Consider the following 26,992-nt stretch of genomic DNA (forward strand, 5'->3'; position numbering starts at 1 on the left):
CGGGGGTGCCTCCGCTGTGCGAGGCACCCTCGCGGCCAGCGGGGGCGCGCCCGTGGCTGTATTTGCACTTTCAATTGATCTTTCAACACTGCCAGGATCGCCTCGCTCGAGCACGTCCCCACCGTCCTCGAAAGGCACCTCCATGCGCAGCAGTCCCCTCGCTCTTCTCGCCGGCGTCACAGCCCTGTTGTGGGCCACGACGTCACCGGCGTCCGCCTCCGTCCAGCCCGGCACCACCTACTCCGGCGAGGGCACCTTCTACGGCGCGACCGGTGTCGGGAACTGCCTCTACGACGCCACCGCCGACATCGGCATCGCGGCGCTCAACCACACCGACTACGACAACGCGCGCATGTGCGGTGCGTATCTCCAGGTCAAGGGCCCCCGGGGCGATATCACCGTGAAGATCGTCGACCGCTGCCCCGAGTGCAGACCCGGTGACATCGATCTCAGTGAGCGCGCCTTCGCCCGTATCGCCGACCCGGTGGCGGGCCGGGTGCCGATCACGTGGAAGCTGGTGAGTCCGGACATCGGCGGCACCGTCGCCTACCGCTACAAGGAAGGCTCCTCGCAGTGGTGGTGCGGTATCCAGGTCCGCAACCACCGCAACCCCGTCGCCACCTTGGAGGTCCGCACCGGCTCCACGTGGCGCCAACTGCCGCGCCAGGAGTACAACTACTTCGTCTCCGACAACGGCGCAGGCTGCGGCTCCGACATCCGGATCACGGACATCTACGGCCAGACGCTCACCGACTCCGGTATCGCCATCACCCCGAACGTCGACCAGCGGGGCAAGGCCCAGTTCGACCAGCGCTGACGCAGAATCAGGTGTCGCCTCAGGTGTCGCCCAGGCCTGCCTGGCGGGCCCGGACGATGGCCTCCGCCCTGGTCGCCGCCTGGAGTTTGGTGAGGATGTTGGACAGGTGGTTGCGGACCGTCTTGGGGCTGAGGACGAGGCGTCGGGAGATCGTGAGGTTGTCCAGGCCCCTGGCCACCAGGTCGAGGACCTCCCGCTCCCGGGCGGTCAGCTCGGGCAGGGCCACGGGTGGGGCGGTCGGGGAGCGCAGGCCGGTCAGATACGCCACGGCCCGTGAGGCGACCGCGGGACCGAGGATCACCTCGCCGTTCGCCACGGCCCGCACCGCCCTGTCGATCTCGGAGGGTGCCGCGCCCTTGAGGAGATAGCCGCGGGCTCCGGCCCGCATCGACGCGAAGACGGAGTCGTCGTCGTCCAGCATGGTCACCACGAGGACGGCCGTCCCGGGCCGGATCCGCAGGATCTCCCGGGTGGCCTCCACCCCCGAGGGCGTACGGTCGCCGAGGTGCAGGTCCATGACGACCACGTCGGGGGCGTGTGCGTGGACCGCGGCGACGGCCGAGTGCAGGCGCTCTGCCTCGGCCACCACCGTGAGCCCGGGGAGCGAGCCGAGCAACGCGGTCATGCCCATCCGGAACACCGGATGGTCGTCCACCACGACGATCCGTACGCCCTCTTCAGCCGACACGGTCGCTCACCTCAAGAGGCACCCTCAGGACGACTCTGGTGCCGTCGCCGCCTGCGCCCGGCTGCCAGGTGATCGTGCCGCCGAGCGTCTCGGCGCGTTCCCGCAGGGACTGGGTGCCGATCCCGGCCCGGGCCACCGGGCCCATGCCGCGGCCGTCGTCCTCGACGCTCACCGTCAGGCACGGGCCCGCGCCGGGCGCGAGCCCGTCGAGGGTCACCGTGCAGGTCCGGGCGTCGGCGTGCCGCGAGACGTTGCGCAGGGCCTCGGCGACGACGGCGTACACGGTGCCGGCGACGTCCTGGGGCACCTCCCGCGCGGCTTCGCCGTCGGCATCCTGGAGTGCCGCTCCTACGGGCTCGCTGTCGGCGCGTACGACCACCTGGAGGCCGTCCGCCTCGTAACGCATGACCAGTTCGCGCAGAGCCCGGACCAGGCCCAGCTCGGCGAGTACGGGTGGCACCAACCCCCGGGCGAGGACGCGGACTTCGTCGACACGGGCGTCGACCTCCGTGCGCAGGCGGGTCAGCAGGGGGCCGGCCGGGGAGTCGTCGGGGAGCAGGTTGCGGACGGCGGCGAGGCCGAGGCCGATGCCGGCCAGGGCGGGGCCGAGCTGGTCGTGGAGTTCGCGGCGCAGGGCACGGCGTTCGTCGTCGCGGGCCGCGGCGAGCCGGCCGCGCGACTCGCGCAGGGCCCGGGTGACGGCGGCAAGGTGGACAGCGGTCGCCACGACGGGGGCGACCTCGTCGAGCGCGGTGCGAGCGCGCCGGTCGAGTCGCTCGCCGGGGCGCGCGGTCACCACGAGGGTGCCGACGGCCCGTTGGCGTACGACGAGGGGGACCGCCAGCGGCTGGGCGCCGGCCGGTTCGGCGACGGTGACCAGGGGGTCGTCGTCCTCGTCCAGCACCCGCACGGAGCCGAGGTTGAAGGAGGCGGCGATGCTCTCCGCCATACCGGTGAGCGCCTGCTGGGGCCCGGCCGCACTACCCAGGTGACGCCCGACCCTGCTGAGCGCACCGGCGGCGGGCTCGCCGTGCACGAGCCGGTCCACGCGTTGTTGCAGCCAGCCTCGGGCGGGCTGGATCCCGGCCGCGGTGGCCGCGGTCGCGAGCACCCGGCCCAGCGCCCCCTCGCCGGGAAGGAGCAGCCCCGATACGGCGACCGTCAGGAAGTACCCGGCGACGAGCAGGCCGGTGAGCAGCCACCACACCAGGGTGCGGCTGACGACGAGGTCGATACCCCACAGCCGCTGACGCAGCACCGCGACCAGGACGGCGGCCGGGAAGAACGCCTGTGAGGCGAGGTGGGTGAGCGGTGTGAACAGCCGCAGCGACGCCGGTGCCCCGTCCGCCCACAGGACCAGCGGCAGGAACGTCGCCGCGACGAGTGCCGTACCGATCGCCAGCCAGCCAAGGCCACGCGCCGTCGGATCCCGCCACCGGCGCAGGGCCGCGTGGGCCGCCGCGCCCAGGCCGAGCGCCACGACCACGCCGAGCAGCGCGCGTTGTGTCGGTTCGACCAGGCGTGCCCAGTCCGCGTCGCGCACCGGGAGCGGGGCGTGGGACTCGCCCATCGCGGGCCAGGGCCACGGATCGGTCAGCCGAACCGTGAGCAGGGCCGCGACGAGGAGGATGCCCACGTCGATCGCGGCCCGGGCTCCCTGCGAGGTGGCGCGGTCGGACACCAGGTACGGCACGATCAGGATGAGGGCGAGGGTCCCGGGTATCCAGGCCGTGCCCTGCAGGATCGACCAGGCCGGCGGTGAGGCGTCGGGACCGGCGGTGCGCGCCCACAGCGCGACCAGTTGGGCCGTGACGGCTGCGACGCCGCCGCCGACCGCGGTCAGTGCGACGAGCCAGGCGACCGGGTGGCGGCGCCGGCTCAGGACGACGGCCGCGACCAGGCCGTACACCAGCGCGTCCGCGGTGTCGACGGCGAAGTACCACTGGGTCGCGTCCCAGGGGGCGCCCGCCAGGGCCATCAGGATGAGGGCGGTCGCCGCGAGTGAGCAGGTCACGACGAGCACGCCGACGGCGGGGACCGGATGGCCCCCGCCGTGTCCGCCCTGCCGGGCCGTCGCGCCTGTTCCCCCCACAGGGCCAGCCTCGCAGCGGGCGGTCATGGTTGTCACTGCGGCGCCGTCGTCTGTGCGCCGTCGATACGTCGAACGTGTGGCCCCGCCGCCGCGCAAAGGCGTACGCCGTCCCCCTCCTCCGAGGCCCCGGCGTCGGGGCCGTCAGTCCAGCGAGGGCCTGCGGCCGAAGGCGAAGGCGGCGCCCAGCACCAGCAGGTACGGCACGCCCGCGAACAGTGCCATGTACTGGAAGGGCAGCAGTTGCGTGATCAGTACCAGGAAGCCGAAGAGCAGGCTGACGACGCCGATCCAACGGCTCACCGCGCCCTGCCGGAACGCGGCGACGGCGAGTGCGGCGGCCGTGAGCAGCAGCCCCGACCACACCCATCCGTAGGTTCCGAGCTGGGCGAGCTCGCCGACGATCGTGTCGGGGTCGGTCTTGTCGCGCATGCGCAGGTTGTGGAACATCTCCGTGCCCATCCCGGCGCCGACCAGGTTCATCACGCCGACCAGCAACATGCCGAGGTACGCCGTCGCAGGCACCAGGCTCCCCGCGGGGCACTGCCGCTCCAGGCGGCGCCGCAGTCCGGCCGCGAAGAGGACCGCGCCCAGCGCGGCCGCGGTGAACGCCAGCTGGGTGACGAACACCCAGCCCTGTGCGGAGCCGTCGAGCCGGTCCACCATGCGCGCGTTGTCGAGGATGTCGGAGTCCTCGTACGGCCACAGCGGGCCGGCCGCGACGAACACGGCGAGGCCGCCGAGCGCGGTGACGATACCTCCCCACGCCCAGCCGCGGCCCTCCCTGGCCGCACGCGGCGGCTCGGGGACGGCGTGGTGGCCGGCTGTGGTCGGGTCGGAGAGCGGAATGGACATGGTTCCCCCGTGGAGTGGTGCTGCCTGTGGGCCCGTGCCGTCCGGCCGTTGCGGGCCGGCGGCGACGTACAGGGCAACCATGGCGCGCCCGGTGTCCCGGGAGCATGGGACCGGTGTCCCGATCCTTCGGGCGGGACCGGCCCCGGCCGCGCTCAGGACTGGTACGGCTGCTGCTGGGGCTGCCCGTGGGGCTGACCGCCGTGCGGGCTCGCGGCCTGTGCCAGCAGCTGGTCCGCCTGCTCCTTGGTGATCTTCTGCTCGGCGCCGCAGAAGGTGCACTGCGTGGCGTGCTTGGTGGAGATCGGGAACAGCGGCACGAAGAAGAGCGTGAACTTCGTGACGCGCTTCCTCAGAGTGTGGGCGGAGGGATTTCCGCAGTACCCGCACAGCAGCGTGAGTATCGCGAGCTGGTACAGGTATCCCTTGGTGCCGAAGATGATCATAATGGTCCCTCCTGGGTCGATGCCTGCGCACAGTGTCGTGCACATCGATGTGCCTGGTGCACGCCGGGGCGGTGTTTTCGTCGGGCCTTCGCACGGTTGACCGGCGGTCGGTTTCGGCGGAGGCTGCTGTGCCAGCGTTCTCAACATCATCAACGCGCGCGGAGGAATGAAGCACGTGACACCCGAGTCCCCGGCCCCCGACGTCTCCTACGCCGACACCACGCACCGCGACACCTACGAGGCCGGTCTGGCCGTCCGCAAGGCCGTGATGGGCGCCGACTTCGTCGAGCGTTCGCTGGCGCAGGCCGGCGACTTCGCGCGTCCGATGCAGGAGCTGGTCACCGAGTACTGCTGGGGCGCGGTATGGGACCGGCCCGGCCTGGACCGGCGTACCCGCAGCATGCTCAACCTGGCGATGCTGACCGCGTTGGGCCGCAGTCACGAGTTCGCCGGCCATGTGCGGGGCGCGCTGACCAACGGGGTGAGTGTCGAGGAGATCCAGGAGGTGCTCCTGCAGACGGCCGTCTACGTCGGTGTGCCGGCCGCTCTGGAGTCCTTCCGGGTCGCCGAGCGGGTGATCGGCGAGATGTCCGGCGAGGCGGGTGAATCGGCATGACCCTGCGGTGCGCCGTCCTCGACGACTATCAGGGCGTTGCCCTCACCCACGCGGACTGGACACCGCTCGCGGACCGGGTGGACGTACGGGTCCTGCGGGAGCACGTGACGGACCGGGAGCAGCTCGTCGACGCGCTCGTGGACTGCGAGATCGTCGTGATCATGCGGGAGAGGACGCCGTTCGCCGCGGAGCTCCTGGGGCGTCTGCCGCGACTGCGGCTGCTGGTGACCACGGGCATGCGCAACGCCTCCGTCGACCTCGCGGCCGCGACCGCCGCGGGGGTGACGGTCTGTGGCACGGCCAGCAGCATCACCGCGCCGGTTGAGCTGACCTGGGCGCTGATCCTGGGACTGGCACGGCAGTTGACGGTCGAGAGCGGGGCCCTGCGGGAGGGCGGCCCCTGGCAGTCCACGGTGGGCCGGGATCTGCACGGCCGGACGCTGGGGCTGCTCGGGCTCGGCAAGATCGGGAGCCGTGTGGCACGCGTCGGCGCGGCCTTCGGCATGGAGGTGCTGGCGTGGAGTCAGCACCTCACCGCCGAGCGGGCGGCGGCCGAGGGTGCGCGACTGGCGAACAGCAAGGAGGACTTGCTGCGGCGCAGTGACGTCGTGTCGGTCCATCTCGTGCTGTCCGAGCGTACGCGTGGTCTGCTCGGGGAGGCCGAGTTGCGCGCCATGAAGTCGGACGCCCATCTGGTCAACACGTCCCGTGCCGGGATCGTCGACCGGGAGGCGCTGCTGCGGGCCCTGCGGGAGGGCTGGATCGCCGGGGCCGGTCTCGACGTGTTCGAGTCGGAACCGCTGTCCGTCCATGATCCGCTGCGCTCCCTGCCCAACGTCCTCGCCACACCCCACCTCGGCTATGTCACCGAGGGCAACTACCGCACGTACTACGGCGAGGTGGTGGAGGACATCGCCGCCTTCCTCGCCGGGGAGCCGGTCCGGCTGCTGCACGCGAGGTGAACCCGGCCCCCCGGGCTCAGTTCTTCAGGGCCTGTTGCAGGTCGGGGTAGCACGGGATGACGGTGTCGACCCCGACCAGCTGCAGGATGCGCAGGACCGGGCGCCTGGGCCCGGCCAGGCGCAGCCATCCCTCGGCGGCCTGGGCCGCCTGGTGGGCGGCGATGAGGGTGTTGACGCCCGTGGAGTCCATGAAGGTGACCCCACTGAGGTCGACCACCAGCCGCCCCGCGCCCGCGCCGTCGGGCGGAAGCAGTGCCTCGCGGAAGTTGGTTCTGGTCGTGTGGTCGATCTCCCCGTGCGGGACGACGACGTCGATGCCGTCGATGACGGAGTGCGCGATCGACAGCCGCTGCGGGGCGGCTGGTTCCTCGGTTTCTGCCACGGTATCCCCAAAGGCGTCGGTCAGGGGGCCGGCCACGGACCGGGCCAGCGTACCGCCGTAGATCCTTCGAGGGGAGACCGCCTCCTTCCGCTACGGCACAGGCGTGCTTCCGGTGACAGGGAGGCGTGCGGGGCGGGCGAGCGGGTACACGCGGGCGTGTGCGTGAAACTAGGGCGGACTGTATGCAATCGGTGATCAGTGGCGGAGGCCGTATGGCGCCGCAGCGTGGTCGTATTCACACCACTGTTGCTCTGGACGGCGATTCCTCCTGCATCGCCGAGGCTCGCCATCGCGCGGCCGACTTCCTCACCCGGGTGCAGGCCGAGCACGGCCTGCCGGTCACCGCCCGGGCGATGGACACCACCCGGCTCGTGGTCAGTGAGCTGGTCACCAACGCCAGGAAGTACGCGCCGGGGCCGGTTCTGCTCGAGCTGCGGATCTCGGGTGACGCGGTCGAGGTGGTCGTCTGGGACAGCGATCCCGTACTGCCGTTGGCGCGGGCCTCGGATCCCGGGCGGGTGGGCCAGCACGGTCTGGAGATCGTCATGGCCGTGTGCGCGGGCTACGAGGTCCAGCGCGAGCCCGTCGGCAAGCGCGTCACCGTACGCGTGACGCTGCTCGACTGACCGGCACCGAACCCCTTCTGACGCCCGGTCGGCGCCGCCGCGGTGACAGCCCGCGCGGTGTCCTCCTCCCCTGCCTGCCTGACTGTTGTCCGAGGTGACCGCTTCGTGTCTGCTCCCGAGGCTCTGCCCGCCCTCACCGCCGGTGTCTCCACCGGCCTGGTGTTGCTGCTCCGATGGGCCGCCACCCGGAACGCGGCCCCCGCCCGCCCGCCGCACGACGGGGAGCCGACCGGCAGGGCGCCGGACGACCCGGTCCTGCGGCAGGCCGAGGAACATGTACGGCACTACTGGGCCCGTGTCGGGCCGCTGTACCCCACGCCTCGTGACTGACTGCGGACCGTCCGCGGATTCAGCGCGGGGCGCGCACGAGCGCGGGCCCTGGCATGGCGTCGCCGGTGGGCGGCACCCTCCCATGAGAAAGGGTGGCCACCGGAGGGTGTCAGTCCTGTGGATGCGTACTGTCGGCGGTCTGCTGGAAGGCCTGGGCGGTCTGTTGCGCGTGCAGTCGCTCCAGGGCGCGCAATTGGCCGTGGGCGCGTTCCAGCAAGGTGTCCAGTCGGCCCGCGTCCAGGCGTTCCTCGTCGTCGGTCAGGCCGCGCAGCGTCTCCCAGAGGGCGGCCTTGCCGGTCACGCCCGCGCGCAGGAACTCCAGCTCGACCAGCGAGGTGAGTGGGGAGCGGTGCAGCAGGCGGCCGTTGGTCTTGAACCGGCCCGCCTTCTCCGCCAGGTGGCCGGCGACGACTTTGTACCGGCGTACGGGGACGTCGAGCCGCCGCATGATCTCCAGCAGACTCGACCGGTCCTCGGCGATCTCGTCGGCGAGCGGGCCCATGTCCGACCCGAGGGCCGTGTCCTGCTCGGCCTCGGCCAGGGCCCGGGCGCGGTCGACACCCACGGTGGACCCCGCGAGGTGGTCGTTGAGGTAGATGCCGAGCAGGTCGGCACGTGTGTCCTGCGTGTGATGCCTGTCCCGCAATTCCAGCGTGCGCATGATGGGCCCCTCGTGGCCGACGGGAACGGCCGGAACCGACGGACGGCCCGGACGTCTGACGCCCACCGAGTGACCCGGCACGGCCCCACCCACACGTCACGGCCCGCACAGACGCCCCCAACAATCCCCCCACGAGTCTCACGCGGACTGCACACCCCGTTCCGAAAGCCTCGTTAGCGTTGCAAGCTGCTCGATTCCGTGTACGAACGTGACCGGGCCGCCCTCCGGCGGGCCGACGCCATGTCAATCCAGGAAGACCGCAGATGGACTACTGCTCCTCGTGTCGCCGGCATCTCAATGGCGCCCTGGTGTGTCCCGGGTGCGGCGCCTACGCCCCGGACATCGCCCCGACCACCGCCGACGGACGCACCGTTCCGGGCCCGGCCACCGTCGGCACGACGGCAGCGTGGGCACCCGAACCCGACACGTGGCCCGACGGCGGACTTCACGACGGTCTTCACGGCGCAGTTCACGAGGAGGCGGACGGCGGCCTGTACGGCGCGGGCACGGACGAGGCTCCCTACGCCGAGCCGTCCGGCCTGGAGGACGTGGCGTCGGCGCCGGAAGGGCGGGCGGCTCGGCGTCGCCAGCGGGCCCGCTGGAAGAAGAACCAGCGCCGGGCCGTGGTCGCGACCGCCGTCGCCCTCGTCGGCGGCGGCCTGACCCTGGGCACGATGGACCGGAACTCCACGAACCGGGCACAGGCGGCCACCGCCCCCGAGGTCAGCGGCCCGGGCACCGAGGAGCAGCAGACGTCGCGGGACCCCCTTCCGACCTCGACGCGACCCGACGCGCACCGCTCCTCCCCCACTCCGACCGCGCCCGCGCTCCCCCGCCAGCGGTCCGTCGCCCCGGACGAGCACGACGCGCTGTCGAACGTTCAGCCGGACTCCGCCGACCGGCCTCGTACGACCGCGAAGCCCGTACCGCAGCCGCAGGCCGACTCCCGGAGCTCCGACGGGGCGGCCGCCGGTGGCTCGACCTCCGACGGCTCTACCTCCGACGGCTCGGGCTCCGGAGGATCGGCCGACGACTCCGGTACCGCGGCGACGCCGACACCCACACCCACGGGCGGCGCCGACAGCAGCAGCAACGCCAGCGGCGACAGCGGCTCCAGCTCCAGCTCCAGCTCCAGCTCCAGCTCGGGAACGTCGCAGTCGAGCACCTCGCCGTCCGCGACCTCTCCGTCGGGCGAGATCTGCGTTCTCGTGCTCTGCCTGGGCTGACGGCACAGCACCGCGCAGGTCCTGTCGTGGCCTTCCCGGGGGGAGGAGGACACGTGATCGCCCAGGGCCTGCGCGGCCCGGCCTGTGCCCCGCCTGGCCCTCCATGCGGGGCCGATGCCGATCCAGCGTCTTTCGCGCGCGGTCCGCAGTGCCGGCGAACGCCTCCTGAGCCCGGTCGGGGGGAAGCAGGCAACCGAGGAAGTCGCCGGGGGTGGTCGTAGATCATCGACCCGCGGAGCGTCAGCTGGCGGCGGACCACGTCGTCGGTGGTGAGTGGCGGTCGGTCGGGGTTGGGGCCGATGAGGACGACGGTGGCGCCCAGGGCGGCGCGGTGCACGGCCCGGTGCAGGGCCGGTGCGCGACTGGAGGTCTCGAAGACGTAGGTGCATCCGGTGCGCCCGTCGTCGGGGGTCGCGCCGAGCCGCTGCCCCGGGCGAGCCGCAGCGGGTGCGGTTCGGTGACGTCCCGGGCCCGGATGATCAGGGCCGCGCTGACCAGGACGCGGCCCCGCGTGGTTACGCGGTCAGCAGCAGCGAGTGGGACGAGGGCCTGACCGCCGTCGCCGTACCGGTCCTCGGCCGGTCGGGCACGGTCATCGCCTCCCTCTCCGTCAGCGGCCCCAGCCACCGATTCGCGTACGAGGCCGTGGAGCGCATCGCCGCCGACCTCGCGCAGGCGGCCGGGCTCATCTCCGACCAGGGGTTCGGCCACCCGCTCAGCCCCAGCCACTGTCCCCGGGGCGGGGTGCGGTCAGGGGGTCGGGATGCCGGCCGGGCGGGCCGGGCGGTCGAAACGGACCGGCACGCCCGGTGAGTACAGCACGCTCACCGGCTCCCCCAGCGGCCCCCGCACCCCTGCCGCGGCCACCAGGTCCTCCTCGCAGTCGACCAGCTCGGCCCGGTGCAGGGGCCAGCGGGGATGGGCGTTGGGCAGGTACATCGACCGGCCGAAGAACGCGGTGTGCATCCCCCAGCGGGCAGTCAGGAAGTGCTCCAACTCCGTCGCCTCGTCGATCCGTCCACCCACCCGCACGGTGATGCGGCTGCGGGCGCCCCGCGGGCCGGGCCAGCGCCGCGAGCTGGTGTACGTGACCGTGTCGCCGTCGCTGCGAATGGCCATCCGGGACCAGACGTACGGCATCCCGAAGCCGGCCCTGCCCACCGCCACCGGCACGAGCCGGGAGGCGTCGAGTGAACGGAAGACCACACCGCGCCGCCCGTGCGCGTCGACCGAGTACAGGCGGACGTTGGTCTCGGGGAACGTCCCCAGATAGGGGACGCCGGGGAGCCGGAACCAGCCGACGCGGTGCATGCGGAAGGCGACGAGACCGACGTACGTGAACCCGCCCAGGGTGTCGGGGCGGGTCCCCGGCGGCAGCAGACCGGCCACATCGGCAGGGGCCGCGGCCCAGTGGACGAAGGTGAGGTCGAGCCAGGACTGGGTGAGCAGCGGACGGCGTATCACCCCCGGTGCGTCCGCCGAGACGGGTTCCGGAGGCGTTTCGGGGCCTGGTCGCGGTGTGCGCCTCAACACGCTCCCCTTCTGCTGGTCACCGCGAACGTGTAGCTGGGAACGGTCACCGTGCCCTCGCCTCCCGCGACACCCGGCGCGTCCCAGTCGTCCTCCTTCGATCTCGTGCGCTCGACGTGCAGGCAGAAGGCCGTCTGGGCGCCGGAGGCGGTGACCGTGTAGCGGGCGTCGGAGGCCTTGTTCGTGTCCGTGGGTACCGCGTCCACGCCGAAGCCGGGCGCGTCGCCGCCGCCGTGTTCCTGTACCTCGTCCTCGATCATCCTGGCGTACTCGCCGTCGAAGCCCCTGTCGTTGCCGTAGATGTCGCCATAACGGGAACTGCCGTCCAGCGCCGTCGTGGCGCCGCTCACCGCGCTGGTCAGCTCGTCGTCGCTCCACTCCGAGTCGTCGGCGGCGGCCATCAGCTGCAAGGTGACGAAGACGCCGACCCCGGCCATGCCGAAGAGAAGGAGCCGGGTCACGGCGAAGAAACCGTCGGGGAGTTCGGGCGCCGACGGGTTGACCGACCGGCGCCAGGCGCGGATCCGTTCCGCCTTGAGGCAGCCCATCACCACGAGCAGGCCGATCAGCACGAAGCTGAAGACCGTCGTCCCCGTCACGCTTGCCCTCTCAATCCCCCGTGGATGGCCCCAGGTTAACCGTCGGTCGGGGACGAAACGGTCGTGGATGCGCCGCCGATGGCACGGACGCCGGCTCAGCCCTGTGTCACGGGAGGTCGCCGCGCCAGTCGAAGCGGCGGCCGTCGGCCTCCCTGGGCGCGTAGAGCGCCCGGCCGCCGGGTCCGTGGCGGCCTATCTCCGTAGGCAGTGCCACGCCGTCGCGCACCTCGTCGTCGGGCCGGTCCGTCACGTCCAGGAGCAGTCCGTCCAACGGGCCGCCCACCAGCTCCACGTAGGCGCGTCCGCGCCTCGGGGCCGCGTCGTCGTGGTCCGCTCCGTACACACGGCCGCGCATGAACTCCAGCTCATCCATGACCCGAACGATCGCATCCGGCACTGACAATCGGCCCTCGCCGCCGAGTCCGGCGCCCCCCGGGGGCGGTCCCTCTTGCCGGGGCGGTCGGTCGGCAGCCCGTGGCCTGTCTCATCGCCGCGCCACCACACGCAGCGTCCGGACCGAGGGGTCGGCCGCGTCCGGGATCAGGACGCCGTGGTCGACGCCGCTGCGCAGGTAGTCGAGGACGTCGTCGGTGATCACCTCTCCGGGGGCGATGACGGGCACGCCCGGAGGGTAGGGGCTGACCATCTCCGCGGCGATCCGCCCCGCGGCCCGCTCCGCCGGCACGTGTTCCGCCTCGGCGAAGAACGCCTCACGCGGCAGTACGGCCTGCTCCAGTTCCAGGGCCGAGGGCTCGGGCAGACGGACCGGTTCCTGCCGCTCGATGGACTCGGCGCCGTCGACGAGGGCACGCAGGGCGTCGAGCAGGATCTTCTCGGTCTCGTCATCGTCGGCGTGGGTGATCGAGGCGCCGAAGCGGCAGCTGTCGGAGCCTCCGACGTCCACATGGCGGTGGTCCCGCAGCCATTCGGCCGCCTGCATGCCGCTGATGCCGAGTTGTCGTACGTCGATCACGATCTTCAGCGGGTCGAAGGCGGCGGCCAGCCCCTCCTCGACGACCTCCCGGCCCATGGGGCGCAGGCCCGGCAGGTCGCCGGCCGCGGTGCGGATGCGTCCGGCGCGCTGCAGTGCGGTGTCCAGGAGATCGTGCCCTTGTTCGACCATGTGGCGGCGCCAGCCGTCGAGGGTGGCGTACACCAGGGACGAGGCGCTGGTGGTGCCGAGCAGGTCCTCCCGTTGTTGGAGAACCTCCGGAGACACCCGGTCGTACTGGAGGTGGAAGACCGAACTCTGCTCGATGGCACCACCCATCTTGTGGACGCTGGTGACCACGAGGTCGGCTTCGGCGTCCATGCCCCAGGCGGGCAGGTCGGGGTGGAACGGGAGGTGGGCACCCCAGGCCTCGTCGACGATGAGCGGGACGTCGAACTCGTGGCACACGCGGGCGACGCCCCCGATGTCGGCGCAGGTCCCCCAGTCGGTGGGCGTGATCAGCAGCGTGCCCTTGGCGTCCGGGTGTTCCTGGAGGCGGCGGCGCACGTCGTCGGGCCCGGGCGGGTGGGCGATGTACCGCTCGGGGTCGAACCGGGGGTGCACCCAGATCGGCTCCACCCCGTTGACCACGACGGCCGCGATCACGGCCTTGTGCGCGTTTGCGGGACAGCAGCAGCTGCTCGCCGGGACCGGCCACGGCCAGCATGGCGGTCTTGACCGACGAGGAGCTGCCACAGGTGGAGAAGAACGCCCGCTCGGCGCCGACCGCGTCCGCCATCAGCTCCTGGGCCCGACTGAGCACGCCGTGGGACTGGCGTCGGTCGTCGAGGCCGTTGAGGGAGAGGACGTCCGAGCGGAACACGTCGAGCCCGACGATCTCCGCCACTCGGGGATCGACGCCGCGGCCCTGCTTGTGTCCGGGCGGACCGTAGGCCACGTCTCCCCGGCGTCGGAACGCCTCCAGCGCCTCCAGCACGGGTGCTCGCGAGTGATCCATCGTTCCTCCCGCGTCCTGCCCCGGGCCGGGAGCGGTCGCCGGCCGTCCGGGTACACGGACCGGGTTGCACGCGACCGGGTGTCGACACGCGGGGGTGTCGCAGACCGGGACGGTGGAACCCGAGGGCGGTACGCACGACAGCACCGGATGCCGAGGAGGCAGCGTGGCCCACACGCCCGACGACGTCCACGAGCGCGTTCGCGAGGAGGTCGCCGACCGGGCCGACCTGCTGTGGGAGGTGGCCCTCAGGCTGCACGCCGAGCCCGAGTACGCCTTCGCGGAGCACCGGGCGGCGGCCCTGCTGACGGGCGAGTTGGCCCAGGCCGGATTCGAGGTGGACCGCCCCGTGGCCGGCATGCCGACCGCGTTCACGGCCCGCTCCGGCCGGGGGCGACCGACCGTGGCGCTCCTGCTGGAGTACGACGCCCTGCCCGGCCTCGGGCACGCCTGCGGCCACAACCTCATCGCGGCCGCGAGCCTCGGAGCGGCGCTCGCGGCGCACGCCGTGCTGGACGACTCCTCCGGATCCGTGACGGCTGTGGGCACACCCGCCGAGGAAGGCGGAGGCGGCAAGGCCGTCGAGGTGGAGGCCGGGGTGTTCGACGACGTCGACGCGGCGCTGATGTTCCACCCCGGGGTGCACGACTGGCAGTGGGCGCCGCTGACCGCGCAGGTGCAGTACCGGGTGTCCTTCCACGGGCGCGCCGCGCATCCCACGGGCAACCCCGCCGAAGGCATCGACGCCCTGGCCGCTCTGATCGAGCTGTTCAACGTCCTGGCCGTGCTCGGCCGGCGCCTGCCGGAGGCCTCCCATGTGCAGGGCATCGTCACGCACGGTGGCACGGCCATCAACATCGTCCCGGAGTATGCGCAGGGGCTGTTCGGGCTGCGTGCGGCCACCACGGCGGCCCTGGACGACCTGGTCGGGCAGCTGCGCGACTGCGCCGAGGACGTCGCCCGCGCCACCGGCACCAGGGCCGAGGTGGTGCGTGCCACGGTCCGCTACGACCACTTCCGCGACAGCGCCGCCCTGTCCGGCCGCTTCGCCGCCCATCTCGCCCGGGCGGGCATCACCCTGACTCCGCCCGCGCCCGGCGTGTATCTCGGTTCCTCGGACATCGGCAACGTCAGTGCGCGCGTACCCGCCATCCACCCCTTCGTCGCCATCATGGACAGCGGTGGTGACCACACCCCCGAGTTCGCCGAGGCCGCTGCCTCCGAGCGGGCCCGCGGTGTGCTGCTCGCGGCGACACAGGCACTGGCGTGCACCGCCACGGACGTACTCCTGCGGCCGGATCTGCGGGACGAGGCGTGGGCGCTGCACCGGGAAACCTCGTCGGGGGTGAGCCTGTCGAAGTGCGGGAACTCGGGTGTTCCGGAAAAGTGAGGTTCCACAGGCGAGGACAAGTCATGGCTGAGCAGAAGTCGGCGCAGGAACGCTTCCCGCAGCCGCTGCGTGCGGCGGCCTCGACGCTGCAGAAGGTGCCGGGCGCCGGGATGGTGAGCAGAGCGGCCGAAGGGACGTTGGACAGGATCGGTGCCGTGTCGCCGCGCGGACGGCGGGTGGCGGTCTACACCGGGGCCGGGGTGCTGGGCGTCACCGGCCTCGTGGAGTGGCCCGTCGCGGTCGCCGGGGCGGCCGTGGCCTGGCTGACGCAGCCGCGACCCCAGGAACAGCAGGGGAGCGCGCGGGCCGAGGATGCGACCGGCACTGAGGAGATCGGGGCTTCCGAGGGCGCCGACGCCGGTGCGGGCGCCGCAAGCACCGCCGGCATCGAAGGGACCGCCGGGTCCAGGCCCGGAAACGCCGGTGGTGGCCCTACGAGCGCCCACCGTGACGTCGCGTCGCAGGCCCCCGGCGCCGGGGGCACCCAGGGAAGCAGCGAGGGCACCCCTACCGCGAGCCGGGCGTTCCCCGCCGGTGGAAGCGGCGGTGCGACGGCGCGTACAGGAAAGGCAGGCTGAGGGCGGGCGATGGGTGGACTTCTGACGCGTTCCTCAAGTGCCGTGACGGCGGCCGTCCTGGCCGGACCCCGGCTGCTCGCGCGGGGGGCACCGCCCGTGGTGGGCGTCGCTGCGGGAGCGGTCGCGGCGACCGCGCGGGCGGGTGTGCGGAGCGCGGACTACGCCGTACGGGCGGCCCGGGTCGCCCGTACGGCGCTGCCCGGCGATGCCCGCCACTGGCGGGCCGGTGCGCGGGCCCACCTCGCGTTGCGGCCGGCGTTGGCGGACGAGATCCACCGGGCCGGCGGGCTGGAGCACGTGGCGGGTCGGGTGGCGGAGGCGCTGGCCGAGCACCCGGACGTGGCGGTGGCGTACTGGGACCGCGGGCTGTCCCGGTTGGTGGTGACGGCGGTCGAGGACGCGATCGACGACGAGGTGATGGAGCGGGCGACGGAGCTCGCCGAACGGCACGGGCTGGTGCCCGCAGCCGACCCTTTGGAGGACTTCGACCACCCGGGCGACCCCGCCGCGGTGCGCACCGTGGCCACGGCCCTCGCGGCCGACCTGGTGGGCGTGGGCGCCGCGTTCACCGCGAACGCGCTGCGTCTGCCGCCCACGCCGCGGCTGGTCACGGCGGTGTCCACGATGCTGCGCGAGAACCCGGCCTTCCGGGGCTGGTTGCGCGGACGGCTCGGGAACGCCCGCCGCATGGACCTGACGCTGGCCGTCGCCAACGCGGCCGTCCACGGTGCGGGGCAGAGCCCGACCTCGCTGGTGCTCGACGGGGCGTTGCGCCTCTGTCAGTTGGCGGAGGCGGTGGCGCTGGGGACCGCGTTCGAGGTGGTGCACGACGAGCTGTGCGTGCCAAGCCGCGACAGCCTGCCCGCGGATCGGTCCGGACGGCCGCCGCTGCGCACCTCCCCGGCCCAGCAGTACGCCGTCCACGCCTCGACCGGCAGTGTGCTGGGCGCGGTGGCGGCGCTGCTCGTCAAGCACGACGTGGCCGAGGCGGCGGAGGCGGTCCTCTCGGGTTCACCGAAGGCCGCGCGGTACGGGCCCGCCGCCTTCCACGCCGTACTCGGCACGGCGCTGTCGCGGACGGGTGTGATCGTGCGCGATCCGGACCGGCTGCGGCAGCTGGAGATGGCCGGCACGGTCCTGCTGGATCCGAGTGCGCTGCGCACGCCGGGCGCCGGGGCGGACCCGTGGGCGGAGTCCGTCCTGGACGCGGCGCGTCGGGCCGGGCTGCGCGTGGTGATGGTGGAGGATCCGGCGCTGGCCGACTTCACCGGGCTGGCCGACCAGGTCATAGCCGCCGGGCGGCCGTTGAGTGAGGTGGTGCGCGAGCTGCGCGAGGAGGACGGTGGCGTCATCACCGTGGTGCGTCCGGCGTCGGGTGACGACCCCGAGGTGCTGTCCGGGCTGCTCAGCGGAGATGTGGCGATCGCTGTGTCGGACGGCGACGCTGCGGTGGCCTGGGGCGCGGACGTCCTGGCCCTGCACGGCCTGGCCGATGTGTGGCGGCTGCTGCGGGCGGTGCCGGCGGCCCGCGCGGTGGGGCGCCGGTCGCAGATCCTGGCGCGGTCCGGCGCCGCGCTGTCCGGGCTGCTCGTGGCCGTGGGCGAGTCCCGTGGGGGCCGTGGTTCGCCGCTGCCCGGGCTGCGGCACGCGCCGGTCGACGCGAGCGCGGCGGTGGCGCTGTTGTCCGGGGTGCGCGCGGCCCTGGGCGTCGCGACGGCCCACGCCCCGCACCCGCGGCCGCGGGTGGCGTGGCACGCGCTGGACCCGGAGGACGTACGCGAGCGGCTGGCGAAGGAGCGTGAGCGCGAACCCGAGCCGAGCGCGTTCGAGAAGGCGCGCGCGCGGATGCGCGCGCTGGCCGACCGGGCGGGCGACGTGTCCGCGCTGGCGCCGGCGCGGTGGACGGTGGAGCTGGCGCGGGCGGTGCGCGGCGAGTTGGACGACCCGCTCACCCCGGTCCTGGCGGTCGGCTCGGCGGCCGAGGCGATCCTCGGGTCCGTGGTGGACGCGCTGCTGGTGGTCGGCGCGCTCGACCTGAACGCGCTGGTGGGCGGTGTGCAGCGGCTGCGGGCGGAGCGGGCCCTGGCCGGGCTGCTCGCGCAGCAGAAGCAGAAGGCGCGGGTCGCCGAGGAGGAGTCGCATGACGCGTCGGTCGAGGCGCACGTCGTGGACGCCGCCAAGCTGGAGCCGGGCCACATCATCGAGCTGAAGGCCGACGACGTCGTACCGGCCGATGCCCGGCTGCTGTGGGAGGACGGTCTGGAGGTGGACGAGTCGGCGCTGACCGGCGAGTCCCTGCCGGTGCACAAGTCGATGGACGTGACGCCGTCCGCTCCCGTGGCCGAGCGCCACTGCATGGTCTTCGAGGGGACGACCGTGGTGGCGGGACGCGCCCAGGCGGTCGTCGTGGACACCGGTGAGCGCACCGAGGCGGCGCGGGCGGTCTCCCTCGCCGCGCGGACGCCGTCGGCCGCCGGGGTCCAGGCCAGGCTGCAGGAGCTCACGCGCAAGGCCCTGCCGTTGACGCTGGCGGGCGGGGCCGCGGTGACAGGTCTGTCGCTGCTGCGCGGGACGCCCGTGCGGGAGGCGGTCAGCGGTGGTGTGGCGGTGGCGGTGGCCGCCGTCCCGGAGGGGCTGCCGCTGGTGGCGACGGTGGCGCAGCTCGCGGCCGCACGTCGGCTCGGCCACCGGGGAGTCCTCGTGCGCACGCCGCGCACGCTGGAGGCGCTGGGCCGCATGGACACCATCTGCTTCGACAAGACCGGCACCCTCACCGAGAACCGGCTGCGCCTGGTCCGGGTGTCCGACGCGGACGGCACGGTCCGCAGGGCCGGTGAGCCCGAGGTCGCCGCGGTCGTACGGGCCGCCGCCCGCGCCTGTCCTCGCCTGAACGGTGACGGCGCCCGGCCGACGCACGCCACCGACGAGGCGGTCCTGGACGCCGCCGGGCCCGACGCCGACTGGACGCAGGACGAGGGCCTGCCGTTCGAGACCTCGCGGGGTTACGCCGCCGCGGTCGGGCGCGCCGGGGACGGTTCACCGGTGCTGGTGGTCAAGGGAGCGCCGGAGACCGTGCTGTCGGCCTGCACCGACCTGTCGGCCCATGCCTCCGACGCGGCGCACACGTTGGCCGGGGGCGGGCTGCGCGTCCTGGCGGTGGCCCGGCGCCCGTTGGATGAGGGCGAGGAGGCGGCGGACGTACTCGAACAGCCGCTGGAACGGCTGGAGTTCCTCGGGTTTCTGGCGTTGGCCGACGTGGCGCGCGAGACGTCCCCGGCGCTGGTCCGCGGGCTGCGCGAGGCGGGCGTACGACCGGTGGTGCTGACCGGCGACCATCCGCAGACGGCCCGTGCCATCGCCGCCGACCTGGGCTGGCCGCAGGACACGACGGTGGTCACCGGCGACGAACTGGCCGCGGCGGACCGGTCGGGGCGGTCGCGGATGCTGCGCGACGCGGACATCGTGGCGCGGGTCGCGCCCGAGCAGAAGCTCCAGGTGGTGGAGTCCATGCGGGACGCCGGCCAGGTGGTGGGCATGGTCGGCGACGGCGCCAACGACGCCGCGGCCATCCGGGCCGCCGACATCGGCGTGGGCATCAGCGCCCGGGGCTCGGCCGCCGCCCGCAATGCCGCCGACATCGTCGTCACCGGTGAGGACCTGCTGGTGCTCATCGAAGCGGTGCGGGAGGGCCGCTCCCTGTGGCACAGCGTCGCCGACGCGATCGCCATCCTGATCGGCGGCAACGCGGGCGAGGTCGCCTTCGGCATCGTCGGCACGGTGCTGTCGGGCTCCGCTCCCCTGTCCACCCGTCAGATGCTGCTGGTGAACCTGTTCACCGACCTGTTCCCGGCGATGGCGGTGGCCGTGACGCCGAAGGAGTCGGCGAACGGCGAGGAGACGCGGGCCGAAGGCACGGAGGAGCCGTTGGGTACGGCCGTTCTCGGCGAGCCGCTGATCCGTCAGATCCGGCACCGGGCCATGACGACGTGTCTCGGCGCCACTGCGGCCTGGCTGTTCGGACGGTTCACACCGGGTACGGCACGTCGCTCGACGACGATGGCCCTGTGCGCCGTGGTCGGAACCCAGCTCGCCCAGACGCTGGCCGACCGCCGCGGCAGCCGTCTGGTGCAGGTCACGTCCCTGGGGTCCGCCGCCGCGCTCGTCGCCCTCGTGCAGACGCCGGTGGCCAGCCACGCCTTCGGCTGCACACCTCTGGGCCCCCTGGCATGGGTGGGCGTGGCCACGTCGATCATCCTGGCGCTGACCGGGCAGCGGGCTCTGCCGTACGTGGAGGAGGCCATCCTGAAGCGGTGGCCCGGCGCCGCGGGGTCACCGCTCGCACTGCTGCCCGGGAGCGGCAGCAGGTGACGCGGTCACCCGGGCCGGCCGCACCAGCCGCCGGCCGGCCGACCAGTGACGAACGGTGGACGGGCCCGGGCCGTGGAGCGGGGCGCCGGCGTCCGTGGCCGCCTGCGACGCGGCGGACGCCGACGCCCTGGCCGAGGTGATCGCGGGCGTCGGTCAGGAGCTGCCGCTGCGTGGTGTCGTGCACTGCGCCGGCAGTGTGCCGGAGCGCGCTCCATTCGCATGCCCTTCAGCTTGGAGGAGCGGCGCGCCCGGGACAGCGGGCCATGCCGGCGGGGGAGCGATCATGAAGCGGTGCCCGTCGGGCGTCGGCCCACATATGGCGACCCTCCGGCGCCCCCTTCTTCTTCACGATTTCGACACCTTCTCATCATCTGATGATCACATTGTGTGTATGCTCCAGGCGCTCCATTCGCACCACCGAGGGGGGACTTCCTCATGCGTAAGCGCCATGTCATGGCCACCGCCGTCACCGCCGGGACACTCGCGGCTCTCGCCGCCGCTCCCGCGCAGGCCACCGAGTACTCGTCCGCGCTGAAGGTCAAGGGCGTCCAGTACGACGCACCCGGCAGGGACTCCAACCGGTGCGACGGCGGGAACACCAGGGAGGAGTTCCTGACGATCAAGAACTACTCCAGGACGGCGACCGTCAACCTCAAGGGTTATGTCGTCAAGGACGCCGCCGGCAACAAGTTCACCTTCGGCGCCAACCACTACCTCCAGCCCGGCGACTACGTGAAGTTGCGCGGCGGACGCGGCACGGACTCCGACGGGGGCAACGTCGTCTACCGCCAGAACTGCAACTTCATATGGAACAACGACAAGGACACGATCTACCTCTACAAGCCCAACGGCAGTCGGGCCGACGTGCACTCGTACACCAAGTCCGCCAATGATCGTGACGGCAACGGCTACATCACGTACCACGGCTGACGTACCGCCGCCGATGCGGCGCACGGCGATCGCCCCCGCCGTCGGCGGGGGCGATCGCCGTCGCGGATCACATGCTCTTCAGTTTGAGGTAGCGGCGCACCTCGGGCAGTTCCGTCAGGGCGATCATGACCAGAGCGGCGGAGACGGCTCCGACGGTGGCCCTCACTACGTTCGCGGGGATGACGATGCCTTTCTTCATGGCAGGTTCACCTCCTCTCGGGCGGCGTCGGCGAGGATGTCGGCGAGCAGGGACTCGACGAACGGCACGGAGCGCTCCACGGCCTCCCGGACCGGCTCGCTGAGGCCGACGACGACGTCCACCTCGTCGCCGTTCATACGGATCTCGGGCTCGCAGCCGACGACGAGTACACGGGGCAGGTCCCCGTCGCCCAACTGGCGGGCGAGGGCGATGACCTTGACCGGGTCCATGGCGTGCGCCTCCGGCGCGCCTTCGGCGGGCAGCGTCGCGAGGTCGGGCTCGATGACGCTGAGGGTGCCGGGCGGCTGCCCGTGCGGTGTGGCGTCCAGCAGGACGACCGTGTCGTAGCCGTCCAGCATGCGGTACGCGAGGTCCATGCCCCGGATGCCGAAGTCGGCGACGTGGACGCCGTCGGGCTGGGCGCGCCGGGCGAGGGCGGTGGCCGCCTCGGGGCCGAAGCCGTCGTCGGCCATGAACATGTTGCCGACACCCGCGACGAGCACGCGGTGGGTCGGCGTCTCGCCCTCGGGCCCGGCGAGCGGCTCGAGTTCGTCGGGGGCGAAGAAGAACCGGTGGCCGATCTGGCTCGCCGCGCCCAGGTCGCGGCCGGGGTCTCCTTCGAGGACCACGGCGATGTGCACGAGTCCCTCGAAGTCCTCCTCCACGGCGGCGACTTCGGCGATCCGCCCCGCCAGGGCGAGGTCCATGATGTCCGCCCGCCGGGACGGCTTCAGCCGCACGCGCGTGCCGGGACGGAAGGAGACGCCGTTCACCGTGCCTCCCCGCCGGCCGCACGGAACTCGCGGATGGTGCCGTGCAGGTTCATCAGGTCGTCGACCCCCAGTTTGGCGCAGCGGTCCAGGATCTCGCGCGCCCGGGGGTCGCTCGCCCGTGCCTCGGCCCGCTCCTCCTCGGTCATGCTCAGCACGCTCAGCACGAGCAGTTGGTCGATCTCGGTTCCGTCGAACAGGTCGCCCGGGCTCTCGGGAGCGACCCGGGGGAAGTCGTAGAGCGTGACCGGTGAGGACAGCACCGTGCGCGCGCGTCCGTCACCCTCGTCGGTGCCGACCAGCACCGGCCAGGTGCCCTTGTTGCGGCAGGCGGCTGCGTGGTCGCGCAGGGCCTCGGGCGGGTCGAGGAGGGAGACGAAGCGTCCGCCCTCGCTGTGCAGCACGGTGTGCGTGGAGACGAAGGCGTACGGGGCCGCGGCCTCCCGCGCGTGCCGGGCGCCGGGCGTCGGCACCGGGCAGGGCGTGCTGTTCGCGATCCGCACGGTCATCCGGCGTACGCCGTCCGCGACCGGCTCGGCCGTGACCTCGACGGTGCCGGTGAGCCGCCGCCAGCCCCGCACGAGGCTCGCCGTCCCGCCGGGCAGCTTCTCGGTGTCGGTGCCCTCGGGGATGTCGACGGCCGCGGTGCCGGGGGCGCCGGTCAGCACGACCTCGCGTTCGGTCACCTCCTGCCAGCTGACGTACCGCTCCCCCGCCACGGTCACCTCGTCGACGGGGTGACCGTCCTGGACGACGGTGCGGTCCACGACCTGGAGGAACCGCACGCGCACGGAGAGGTCGTCGGCGGGGCCCTCGTGGAGCACCTGTGTGGTCATGGTGGCCGGTTCGCCGAGCGCGTCGGCGCAGGCGGCGGGGAAGACGCCGCCGAAGGTCCAGCGTTTGGTGTTCTTCAGCGCGGACCTGCGGTAGGGCCACAGCAGGTAGCCCTCGTACAGACAGGTCCGGGTGATCTTCTCGACGTCCGAGAGGTCCGAGGCGTCTGAGGCCTCTGCGACCTCTGACATGTCCGAGGGGTCGGTGAGGGTCATGTGGTGGTGGTCCCCGAGTGGTCCGAGTGGTCCGAGTGGTGACGGGCGGTGCCGTCGAGCAGGGCGCGCACGGCGTCGTCGGGGGTGCCGAGGACGTTGCGGGCGCGGTAGGCGTCGAGGCGGTCGTAGGTGTCGCGAGACAGCCGCAGCCAGGGGCTGCCCGCGTGGTAGCGGTCGGTGAGGGAGTGCCAGAGGGCGGCCGGCAGGGCGTAGCGGGTGTCGCCGTCCGACCAGGAGATGCGGGACGCGGCGAGTCCGGGCCCGCCGGGGGTCCGGTGGAAGACGGTGCCGCTGAAGAGGAAGTCGAGCGGTACGTCGCCCTCGTCGCCGACCGCGCGCAGGTACTTGGTGACGGCCAGCTCTGTGTCGTAGGAGCACTCGACGGGGATCCGTACCGTCGTGCGGTCGTCGAAGGCCGGGACGTGGACGGTGGTGCGGGCCCAGGTGAGGGGGCGCATGCCGGTCGCCCACTGCTCGGGCGCGCCGAACAGTTCGCCGAGCGCCTCCTGGGCCTCTGGGCCGTAGCGGCGGCGGGCGACGTCGATGCGGACGACGGTGGTCAGGGCGACCGAGCCGACCGGTTGGCCGCCGGTTCTGGCGATCTCCAGGTCGAAGCGGAGGGTGGGCAGCGCCGCGAAGGGCTCCTCCCCCACTCCGGTGACGGCGAACGCCAGGACCGGCGCCACCGGAGCGGACAGCGTGGGGGACGCCGTCATGCGGGCGGCAGGTTCGGCATGTCCCGGTCGACCGGGTTGCGGTGCCGGGCGTTGATGCCGGTGGAGCGGCGCGCCGTGGAGCGGTCGTCCCTGCGGTGTCCCGGCTGGCGCTTGATCAGGCCCTTGTGGTTGCCGCGCCGTACGCCCGCGACGTGCGCGGGCTTGTCGGGCTCGACGTCGGGTTTGCCTACGGTGATGCCCATGACGCCTCCTCGGTGGTGATAGGGGTGGCTACGGTGAGGGAGTGGCTGCGGTGAAGGGGGCGGCTTCGGTCGGTTCGGTGAGTTCACGGAAGAAGTCCTCGACCCGCTGCCACACCTCGGAGCCGCCGTCCAGACCCTTCCAGTGTGCGCGCACGACGGCGACCAGGCGGTAGCAGTCGTCGAGCGGGACGAGCCAGTGCTCGGCGGCCCCGCGGGCCCGGTGCACCAGCAGCGCGGTCACGTCGGTGACGTGCTCCGACAGGTCGGGGTGGCCCTGTTCGACCTCCCGCCAGCTGTCCGCGGGAGCGATGGCGCGCAGCGCGCCCAGCGGGCTCGGGTAGGCCGCGGTGACCTCGCCGGTCTCCGCCGATCGGGTGAAGAAGGCGAGGGAGACGGGGACACCGAGACCCGCCCAGACGGCGTCGTCGATGCGGAAGCCGTCGAGCCTGCGCCGCTCCCGGGGCAGCAGTCGGTAGCCGCCGGCCGAGGTCGCGCCGTGGTCGAACAGCACGGCGCAGGCGCGGCAGGCGCACGAGACGGTGCCACTGGCCGGCTGGAGCACATGGCGGTGCGGGTGCCCGGTCGGCAGCGGCTGGGCGCACAGGTCGCACCGCTCCTCACGGGCGCCGTGTCCGTCGGCCCGGGACGCCTGCCGGGCCACGCGTCGCAGCCCGCTCATCCGCAGGCTCCTCCGCCGACGGGCATGCGGTCGCGGAACAGCGCGTCCACGGGGATCAGCGCCCCGTCGGCCTGGCCGCCCTCCATCCGTACGTCCTCGATCTCCGGTGCCCGCGCGGCCAGCGCCTCCCGTACGGCCTGCTCGGCGCCCGCCGCACCGCAGCCGCTCTGCTGGATCCGGACCCGTACGGCGGAGCCGGACAGTTCCAGCAGCTCCGGCGTGCCGCCGGGCAGGGCCGCGAGGGCCTGGCGCACCCGGGTCTCGACCGGAACGGGGTGCAGGTCGTGGACGAGGAGGAGGTGGCCGACGAGTTCGTCGGCGGCCAGCCGTTCCAGCAGGTCGGGGTGGTCCGCCAGGTGGGCGGTGATCCGGCCCAGGCACTGCCCGTACAGCCCGACGAGTGTCTCGACGGTCTCGGCGGCCCGTCTCGCGGCGAGGCCGTCCGGCAGGGCGTCCAGGCCGGACAGCCGCTCCTCGGCCAGCGCCACCTGGCCGCGCGCGTGGGAGTCCTCCCAGGGTTCCCAGGTCATCGTCGGGACGCCCTAGCCCGCGAGGGTGCCGAAGGTCGGCGAGTGGGACTGGGTGAGGGTGCGGCCGCCGCCGAGGTACATGTGGACACCGCACGGCAGGCAGGGGTCGAAGCTGCGGACGGTGCGCATGATGTCGATGCCCTTGAAGTTCTCCGGCCCGTTCTCCTCGAAGATCGGGCAGCCCTGCACGGCGTCCTCGTACGGGCCGGGCGTGCCGTAGAAGTCGCGGGGGCTGGCGTTCCACGGGGTCGGCGGGTACGGGTGGTAGTTGGCGATCTTGCCGTCTCGGATCACCATGTGGTGGCTGAGCACACCGCGCACGGCCTCGTGGAATCCGCAGCCGATGGCGTCCTTGGGCACCTTGAAGTCCTGGAAGGTCTTGGTGACGCCGGAACGGACCTCGTTCAGGGCCTGGTCGACGAAGTGGAGGGCCATGCCCGCCGCGTAGGCGACGAAGTACATGCGGGCCCGGTTGCGCTCGATGGTGTTGGGGAACGGCGGGGGCGTCCACTCCAGGCGGACCTCCGGTGACGACGGCGTCTTCGGCAGGTCGATCTGGACGCTGTGCCCGGTCGAGCGCACGTACGGCGTGTTGACCTTCCCGGCGAGGGCGGTGGCCCAGAGGCGGGCGATGGGACCGCCGCCGGTGTCCAGGGCGAGGAAGTCGTTGGTGCGCTTGTCGAACCAGCGCGGGCTCATCACCCAGCTGTAGTTGCCGCCGTCCAGGTCACGCTTCTGCGGTGCGGGCAGGGTGGTCTGGTTCCAGGGGTGGCGCTTGTCGACCGGGTTGCCCAGTGGGTCCTTGTCGACGAAGGTCTCCTCGCCGGTCCAGTCCTCGTAGTACGAGCTGCCGAGCAGGATGCGCATGCCGAGGTTGATGTCGACCAGGTCCGTGGTGACGAGCTGGTTGTCGACCACGATGCCCGGAGTGACGAACATGCGGTTGCCCCACTCGTTCATCTTCTTGTAGTCGTAGTCGACGATCTCCGGGTCCTGGAAGGCGCCCCAGCAGCCGAGCATCGTGCGGCGCCTGCCGACCTCCTGGTAGCCCGGCAGGGCCTCGTAGAAGAAGTCGAAGACGTCGTCGTTCATGGCGACGGCGCGCTTGACGAAGTCCAGACAGCGGGTCAGGCGAACCAGGTAGTCCGTGAAGAGCTGGGGCGTGGCGACCGTGCCGACACCGCCCGGGTAGAGCGTGGAGGGGTGTACGTGGCGGCCCTCCATGAGGCAGATCATCTCGCGCGTGAGGCGGCTCATGACCAGTGCCTCTTTGTACGTGGCCCCCTCGAAGGGGTTGTACGAGCTCATGATGTCGCCGATGGTGCGGTGGCCGTGCTGGTCGCCGCGCGGCGCCGGGGTGCGCTCGGCCCGCTCCCACACCCCCGGGTTGGTCTCCTTGACCATGCGTTCGCAGTAGTCGACGAAGACCATGTTGTCCTGGAAGATCGTGTGGTCGAACATGTACTCGGCGGCCTCGCCGAGGTTGATGATCCACTCCGCGAGCGGCGGTGGCTTCACGCCGTAGGCCATGTTCTGCGCGTACACCGAGCAGGTGGCGTGGTTGTCCCCGCAGATGCCGCAGATGCGGCTGGTGATGAAGTGGGCGTCGCGCGGGTCCTTGCCCTTCATGAAGACGCTGTAGCCACGGAAGATCGACGAGGTGCTCTTGCACTCGACGACCTCCCGGGCGTTGAAGTCGATCTTCGTGTAGATGCCCAGGTTGCCGACGATCCGGGTGATGGGATCAAACGCTACGTCGGTGAGGGTGCGCTGCTCCGCGGGCGCGGCCTGGCTCGTCGTCACTGGACGG

At 72.7% G+C, this 26,992-nt stretch carries 28 protein-coding genes and 1 pseudogene; 11 read left to right on the plus strand and 18 right to left on the minus strand.

Annotated features, from left to right (window positions below; all coding sequences use genetic code 11):
* Positions 1-142: 142 nt before the first annotated feature.
* Positions 143-817, plus strand: coding sequence for an expansin EXLX1 family cellulose-binding protein (locus AC067M_RS43175; RefSeq protein WP_478702475.1), 675 nt, complete (start codon positions 143-145; stop codon positions 815-817).
* 19 nt (positions 818-836) lie between these two features.
* Here AC067M_RS43175 and AC067M_RS43180 read toward each other — a convergent pair whose 3' ends face one another.
* From AC067M_RS43180 to AC067M_RS43195, 4 genes are all read right to left on the minus strand, one after another.
* Entirely contained in the window at positions 837-1,505 is a 669-nt protein-coding gene (locus tag AC067M_RS43180) for a response regulator (RefSeq protein ID WP_478702476.1), read from the minus strand.
* Positions 1,495-3,597: a sensor histidine kinase gene (locus AC067M_RS43185; protein WP_478702477.1), complete on the minus strand. Its 2,103-nt coding sequence runs from the start codon at positions 3,595-3,597 to the stop codon at positions 1,495-1,497. Before AC067M_RS43185 ends, AC067M_RS43180 begins: the two co-directional genes overlap by 11 nt.
* A gap of 141 nt (positions 3,598-3,738) precedes the next feature.
* Entirely contained in the window at positions 3,739-4,449 is a 711-nt protein-coding gene (locus tag AC067M_RS43190) for a hypothetical protein (RefSeq protein WP_478702478.1), read from the minus strand.
* 152 nt (positions 4,450-4,601) lie between these two features.
* Entirely contained in the window at positions 4,602-4,892 is a 291-nt protein-coding gene (locus tag AC067M_RS43195; protein WP_133932888.1) for a zinc-ribbon domain-containing protein, read from the minus strand.
* Positions 4,893-5,067: 175 nt separating this feature from the next.
* On the opposite strand from AC067M_RS43195, the gene AC067M_RS43200 reads away from it, so the two are divergent.
* Positions 5,068-5,508 (plus strand): carboxymuconolactone decarboxylase family protein, encoded by a 441-nt coding sequence (locus AC067M_RS43200; RefSeq protein WP_478702479.1) that lies wholly within the window; start codon positions 5,068-5,070, stop codon positions 5,506-5,508.
* The gene (locus AC067M_RS43205) at positions 5,505-6,470 is read left to right on the plus strand and encodes a D-2-hydroxyacid dehydrogenase family protein (RefSeq protein ID WP_478702480.1); all 966 of its coding nucleotides are present in this window, start codon (positions 5,505-5,507) and stop codon (positions 6,468-6,470) included. The genes AC067M_RS43200 and AC067M_RS43205 overlap by 4 nt, the downstream gene beginning before the upstream one ends.
* Before the next feature lie 16 nt (positions 6,471-6,486).
* Here the strand turns inward: AC067M_RS43205 and AC067M_RS43210 are convergent, their stop codons facing one another.
* Positions 6,487-6,852: an STAS domain-containing protein gene (locus AC067M_RS43210; protein ID WP_478702481.1), complete on the minus strand. Its 366-nt coding sequence runs from the start codon at positions 6,850-6,852 to the stop codon at positions 6,487-6,489.
* A 212-nt stretch (positions 6,853-7,064) separates the two neighbouring features.
* On the opposite strand from AC067M_RS43210, the gene AC067M_RS43215 reads away from it, so the two are divergent.
* Entirely contained in the window at positions 7,065-7,478 is a 414-nt protein-coding gene (locus AC067M_RS43215) for an ATP-binding protein (RefSeq protein ID WP_478702482.1), read from the plus strand.
* Positions 7,479-7,583: 105 nt separating this feature from the next.
* The gene (locus tag AC067M_RS43220; RefSeq protein ID WP_478702483.1) at positions 7,584-7,808 is read left to right on the plus strand and encodes a hypothetical protein; all 225 of its coding nucleotides are present in this window, start codon (positions 7,584-7,586) and stop codon (positions 7,806-7,808) included.
* Between the two features lie 109 nt (positions 7,809-7,917).
* On the opposite strand, the gene AC067M_RS43225 is transcribed toward AC067M_RS43220, so the two are convergent.
* Entirely contained in the window at positions 7,918-8,469 is a 552-nt protein-coding gene (locus AC067M_RS43225; RefSeq protein WP_478702484.1) for a hypothetical protein, read from the minus strand.
* 263 nt (positions 8,470-8,732) lie between these two features.
* On the opposite strand from AC067M_RS43225, the gene AC067M_RS43230 reads away from it, so the two are divergent.
* Together AC067M_RS43230 and AC067M_RS43235 are read left to right on the plus strand one after the other, a co-directional pair.
* Positions 8,733-9,695 carry an SCO2400 family protein gene (locus tag AC067M_RS43230; RefSeq protein WP_478702485.1) on the plus strand — a complete coding sequence of 321 codons (963 nt, stop codon included), beginning with the start codon at positions 8,733-8,735 and terminating at the stop codon, positions 9,693-9,695.
* A 447-nt stretch (positions 9,696-10,142) separates the two neighbouring features.
* Positions 10,143-10,508 carry an IclR family transcriptional regulator domain-containing protein gene (locus tag AC067M_RS43235; RefSeq protein WP_478702486.1) on the plus strand — a complete coding sequence of 122 codons (366 nt, stop codon included), beginning with the start codon at positions 10,143-10,145 and terminating at the stop codon, positions 10,506-10,508.
* Here the strand turns inward: AC067M_RS43235 and AC067M_RS43240 are convergent.
* The 4 genes and pseudogenes from AC067M_RS43240 to AC067M_RS43255 form a co-directional block, all read right to left on the minus strand.
* The gene (locus AC067M_RS43240) at positions 10,446-11,225 is read right to left on the minus strand and encodes a YqjF family protein (RefSeq protein WP_478702487.1); all 780 of its coding nucleotides are present in this window, start codon (positions 11,223-11,225) and stop codon (positions 10,446-10,448) included. The genes AC067M_RS43235 and AC067M_RS43240 overlap by 63 nt on opposite strands.
* Positions 11,222-11,824, minus strand: a complete 603-nt coding sequence (locus AC067M_RS43245) for a hypothetical protein (RefSeq protein ID WP_478702488.1) — start codon at positions 11,822-11,824, stop codon at positions 11,222-11,224. The genes AC067M_RS43240 and AC067M_RS43245 overlap by 4 nt, the downstream gene beginning before the upstream one ends.
* Positions 11,825-11,930: 106 nt before the next feature.
* Positions 11,931-12,197 (minus strand): hypothetical protein, encoded by a 267-nt coding sequence (locus AC067M_RS43250; RefSeq protein ID WP_478702489.1) that lies wholly within the window; start codon positions 12,195-12,197, stop codon positions 11,931-11,933.
* 111 nt (positions 12,198-12,308) lie between these two features.
* Positions 12,309-13,773, minus strand: a pseudogene (locus tag AC067M_RS43255) (aminotransferase class I/II-fold pyridoxal phosphate-dependent enzyme).
* A 163-nt stretch (positions 13,774-13,936) separates the two neighbouring features.
* Here AC067M_RS43255 and AC067M_RS43260 point away from each other — a divergent pair.
* From AC067M_RS43260 to AC067M_RS43275, 4 genes are all read left to right on the plus strand, one after another.
* Complete coding sequence (locus AC067M_RS43260) at positions 13,937-15,160, plus strand: amidohydrolase (RefSeq protein ID WP_478702490.1); 1,224 nt, start codon at positions 13,937-13,939, stop codon at positions 15,158-15,160.
* Positions 15,161-15,183: 23 nt separating this feature from the next.
* Positions 15,184-15,738 (plus strand): hypothetical protein, encoded by a 555-nt coding sequence (locus AC067M_RS43265; protein ID WP_478702491.1) that lies wholly within the window; start codon positions 15,184-15,186, stop codon positions 15,736-15,738.
* Positions 15,739-15,747: 9 nt separating this feature from the next.
* Positions 15,748-20,106, plus strand: coding sequence for an HAD-IC family P-type ATPase (locus AC067M_RS43270; RefSeq protein ID WP_478702492.1), 4,359 nt, complete (start codon positions 15,748-15,750; stop codon positions 20,104-20,106).
* A gap of 435 nt (positions 20,107-20,541) precedes the next feature.
* On the plus strand, positions 20,542-21,036 hold the full coding sequence (locus AC067M_RS43275) for a lamin tail domain-containing protein (RefSeq protein ID WP_478702493.1): 495 nt from the start codon (positions 20,542-20,544) through the stop codon (positions 21,034-21,036).
* A 67-nt stretch (positions 21,037-21,103) separates the two neighbouring features.
* Here the strand turns inward: AC067M_RS43275 and AC067M_RS43280 are convergent, their stop codons facing one another.
* From AC067M_RS43280 to AC067M_RS43315, 8 genes are read right to left on the minus strand one after another with little or no spacing between them, the layout of a single operon-like run.
* Positions 21,104-21,235 carry a DUF6893 family small protein gene (locus AC067M_RS43280; RefSeq protein ID WP_478702494.1) on the minus strand — a complete coding sequence of 44 codons (132 nt, stop codon included), beginning with the start codon at positions 21,233-21,235 and terminating at the stop codon, positions 21,104-21,106.
* Positions 21,232-22,008, minus strand: a complete 777-nt coding sequence (locus tag AC067M_RS43285; RefSeq protein WP_478702495.1) for a hydrogenase maturation protease — start codon at positions 22,006-22,008, stop codon at positions 21,232-21,234. Before AC067M_RS43285 ends, AC067M_RS43280 begins: the two co-directional genes overlap by 4 nt.
* Positions 22,005-23,030, minus strand: a complete 1,026-nt coding sequence (locus AC067M_RS43290; RefSeq protein ID WP_478702496.1) for a hypothetical protein — start codon at positions 23,028-23,030, stop codon at positions 22,005-22,007. The genes AC067M_RS43285 and AC067M_RS43290 overlap by 4 nt, the downstream gene beginning before the upstream one ends.
* Before the next feature lie 20 nt (positions 23,031-23,050).
* Complete coding sequence (locus AC067M_RS43295) at positions 23,051-23,770, minus strand: DUF6084 family protein (RefSeq protein WP_478702497.1); 720 nt, start codon at positions 23,768-23,770, stop codon at positions 23,051-23,053.
* Positions 23,767-23,973 carry a hypothetical protein gene (locus tag AC067M_RS43300; RefSeq protein ID WP_478702498.1) on the minus strand — a complete coding sequence of 69 codons (207 nt, stop codon included), beginning with the start codon at positions 23,971-23,973 and terminating at the stop codon, positions 23,767-23,769. The genes AC067M_RS43295 and AC067M_RS43300 overlap by 4 nt, the downstream gene beginning before the upstream one ends.
* A gap of 28 nt (positions 23,974-24,001) precedes the next feature.
* On the minus strand, positions 24,002-24,652 hold the full coding sequence (locus AC067M_RS43305) for a DUF5947 family protein (protein ID WP_478702499.1): 651 nt from the start codon (positions 24,650-24,652) through the stop codon (positions 24,002-24,004).
* A complete protein-coding gene (locus AC067M_RS43310) occupies positions 24,649-25,182 on the minus strand; it encodes a NifU family protein (RefSeq protein WP_478702500.1) in 534 nt (177 codons plus the stop codon). The genes AC067M_RS43305 and AC067M_RS43310 overlap by 4 nt, the downstream gene beginning before the upstream one ends.
* 12 nt (positions 25,183-25,194) lie before the next feature.
* On the minus strand, positions 25,195-26,985 hold the full coding sequence (locus AC067M_RS43315; protein ID WP_478702501.1) for a nickel-dependent hydrogenase large subunit: 1,791 nt from the start codon (positions 26,983-26,985) through the stop codon (positions 25,195-25,197).
* Positions 26,986-26,992 lie beyond the last annotated feature (7 nt).

Source organism: Streptomyces sp. NPDC043427, assembly GCF_056436655.1.

Excerpts from the sequence above, each read along its gene's own strand:
- AC067M_RS43175 (WP_478702475.1), top strand. The coding sequence starts at position 143 with ATGCGCAGCAGTCCCCTCGCTCTTCTCGCCGGCGTCACAGCCCTGTTG.
- AC067M_RS43190 (WP_478702478.1), bottom strand. The coding sequence starts at position 4,449 with ATGTCCATTCCGCTCTCCGACCCGACCACAGCCGGCCACCACGCCGTC.
- AC067M_RS43195 (WP_133932888.1), bottom strand. The coding sequence starts at position 4,892 with ATGATCATCTTCGGCACCAAGGGATACCTGTACCAGCTCGCGATACTC.
- AC067M_RS43205 (WP_478702480.1), top strand. The coding sequence starts at position 5,505 with ATGACCCTGCGGTGCGCCGTCCTCGACGACTATCAGGGCGTTGCCCTC.
- AC067M_RS43215 (WP_478702482.1), top strand. The coding sequence starts at position 7,065 with ATGGCGCCGCAGCGTGGTCGTATTCACACCACTGTTGCTCTGGACGGC.
- AC067M_RS43225 (WP_478702484.1), bottom strand. The coding sequence starts at position 8,469 with ATGCGCACGCTGGAATTGCGGGACAGGCATCACACGCAGGACACACGT.
- AC067M_RS43230 (WP_478702485.1), top strand. The coding sequence starts at position 8,733 with ATGGACTACTGCTCCTCGTGTCGCCGGCATCTCAATGGCGCCCTGGTG.
- AC067M_RS43250 (WP_478702489.1), bottom strand. The coding sequence starts at position 12,197 with ATGGATGAGCTGGAGTTCATGCGCGGCCGTGTGTACGGAGCGGACCAC.
- AC067M_RS43265 (WP_478702491.1), top strand. The coding sequence starts at position 15,184 with ATGGCTGAGCAGAAGTCGGCGCAGGAACGCTTCCCGCAGCCGCTGCGT.
- AC067M_RS43270 (WP_478702492.1), top strand. The coding sequence starts at position 15,748 with ATGGGTGGACTTCTGACGCGTTCCTCAAGTGCCGTGACGGCGGCCGTC.
- AC067M_RS43275 (WP_478702493.1), top strand. The coding sequence starts at position 20,542 with ATGCGTAAGCGCCATGTCATGGCCACCGCCGTCACCGCCGGGACACTC.
- AC067M_RS43280 (WP_478702494.1), bottom strand. The coding sequence starts at position 21,235 with ATGAAGAAAGGCATCGTCATCCCCGCGAACGTAGTGAGGGCCACCGTC.
- AC067M_RS43290 (WP_478702496.1), bottom strand. The coding sequence starts at position 23,030 with ATGTCAGAGGTCGCAGAGGCCTCAGACGCCTCGGACCTCTCGGACGTC.
- AC067M_RS43295 (WP_478702497.1), bottom strand. The coding sequence starts at position 23,770 with ATGACGGCGTCCCCCACGCTGTCCGCTCCGGTGGCGCCGGTCCTGGCG.
- AC067M_RS43300 (WP_478702498.1), bottom strand. The coding sequence starts at position 23,973 with ATGGGCATCACCGTAGGCAAACCCGACGTCGAGCCCGACAAGCCCGCG.
- AC067M_RS43305 (WP_478702499.1), bottom strand. The coding sequence starts at position 24,652 with ATGAGCGGGCTGCGACGCGTGGCCCGGCAGGCGTCCCGGGCCGACGGA.
- AC067M_RS43310 (WP_478702500.1), bottom strand. The coding sequence starts at position 25,182 with ATGACCTGGGAACCCTGGGAGGACTCCCACGCGCGCGGCCAGGTGGCG.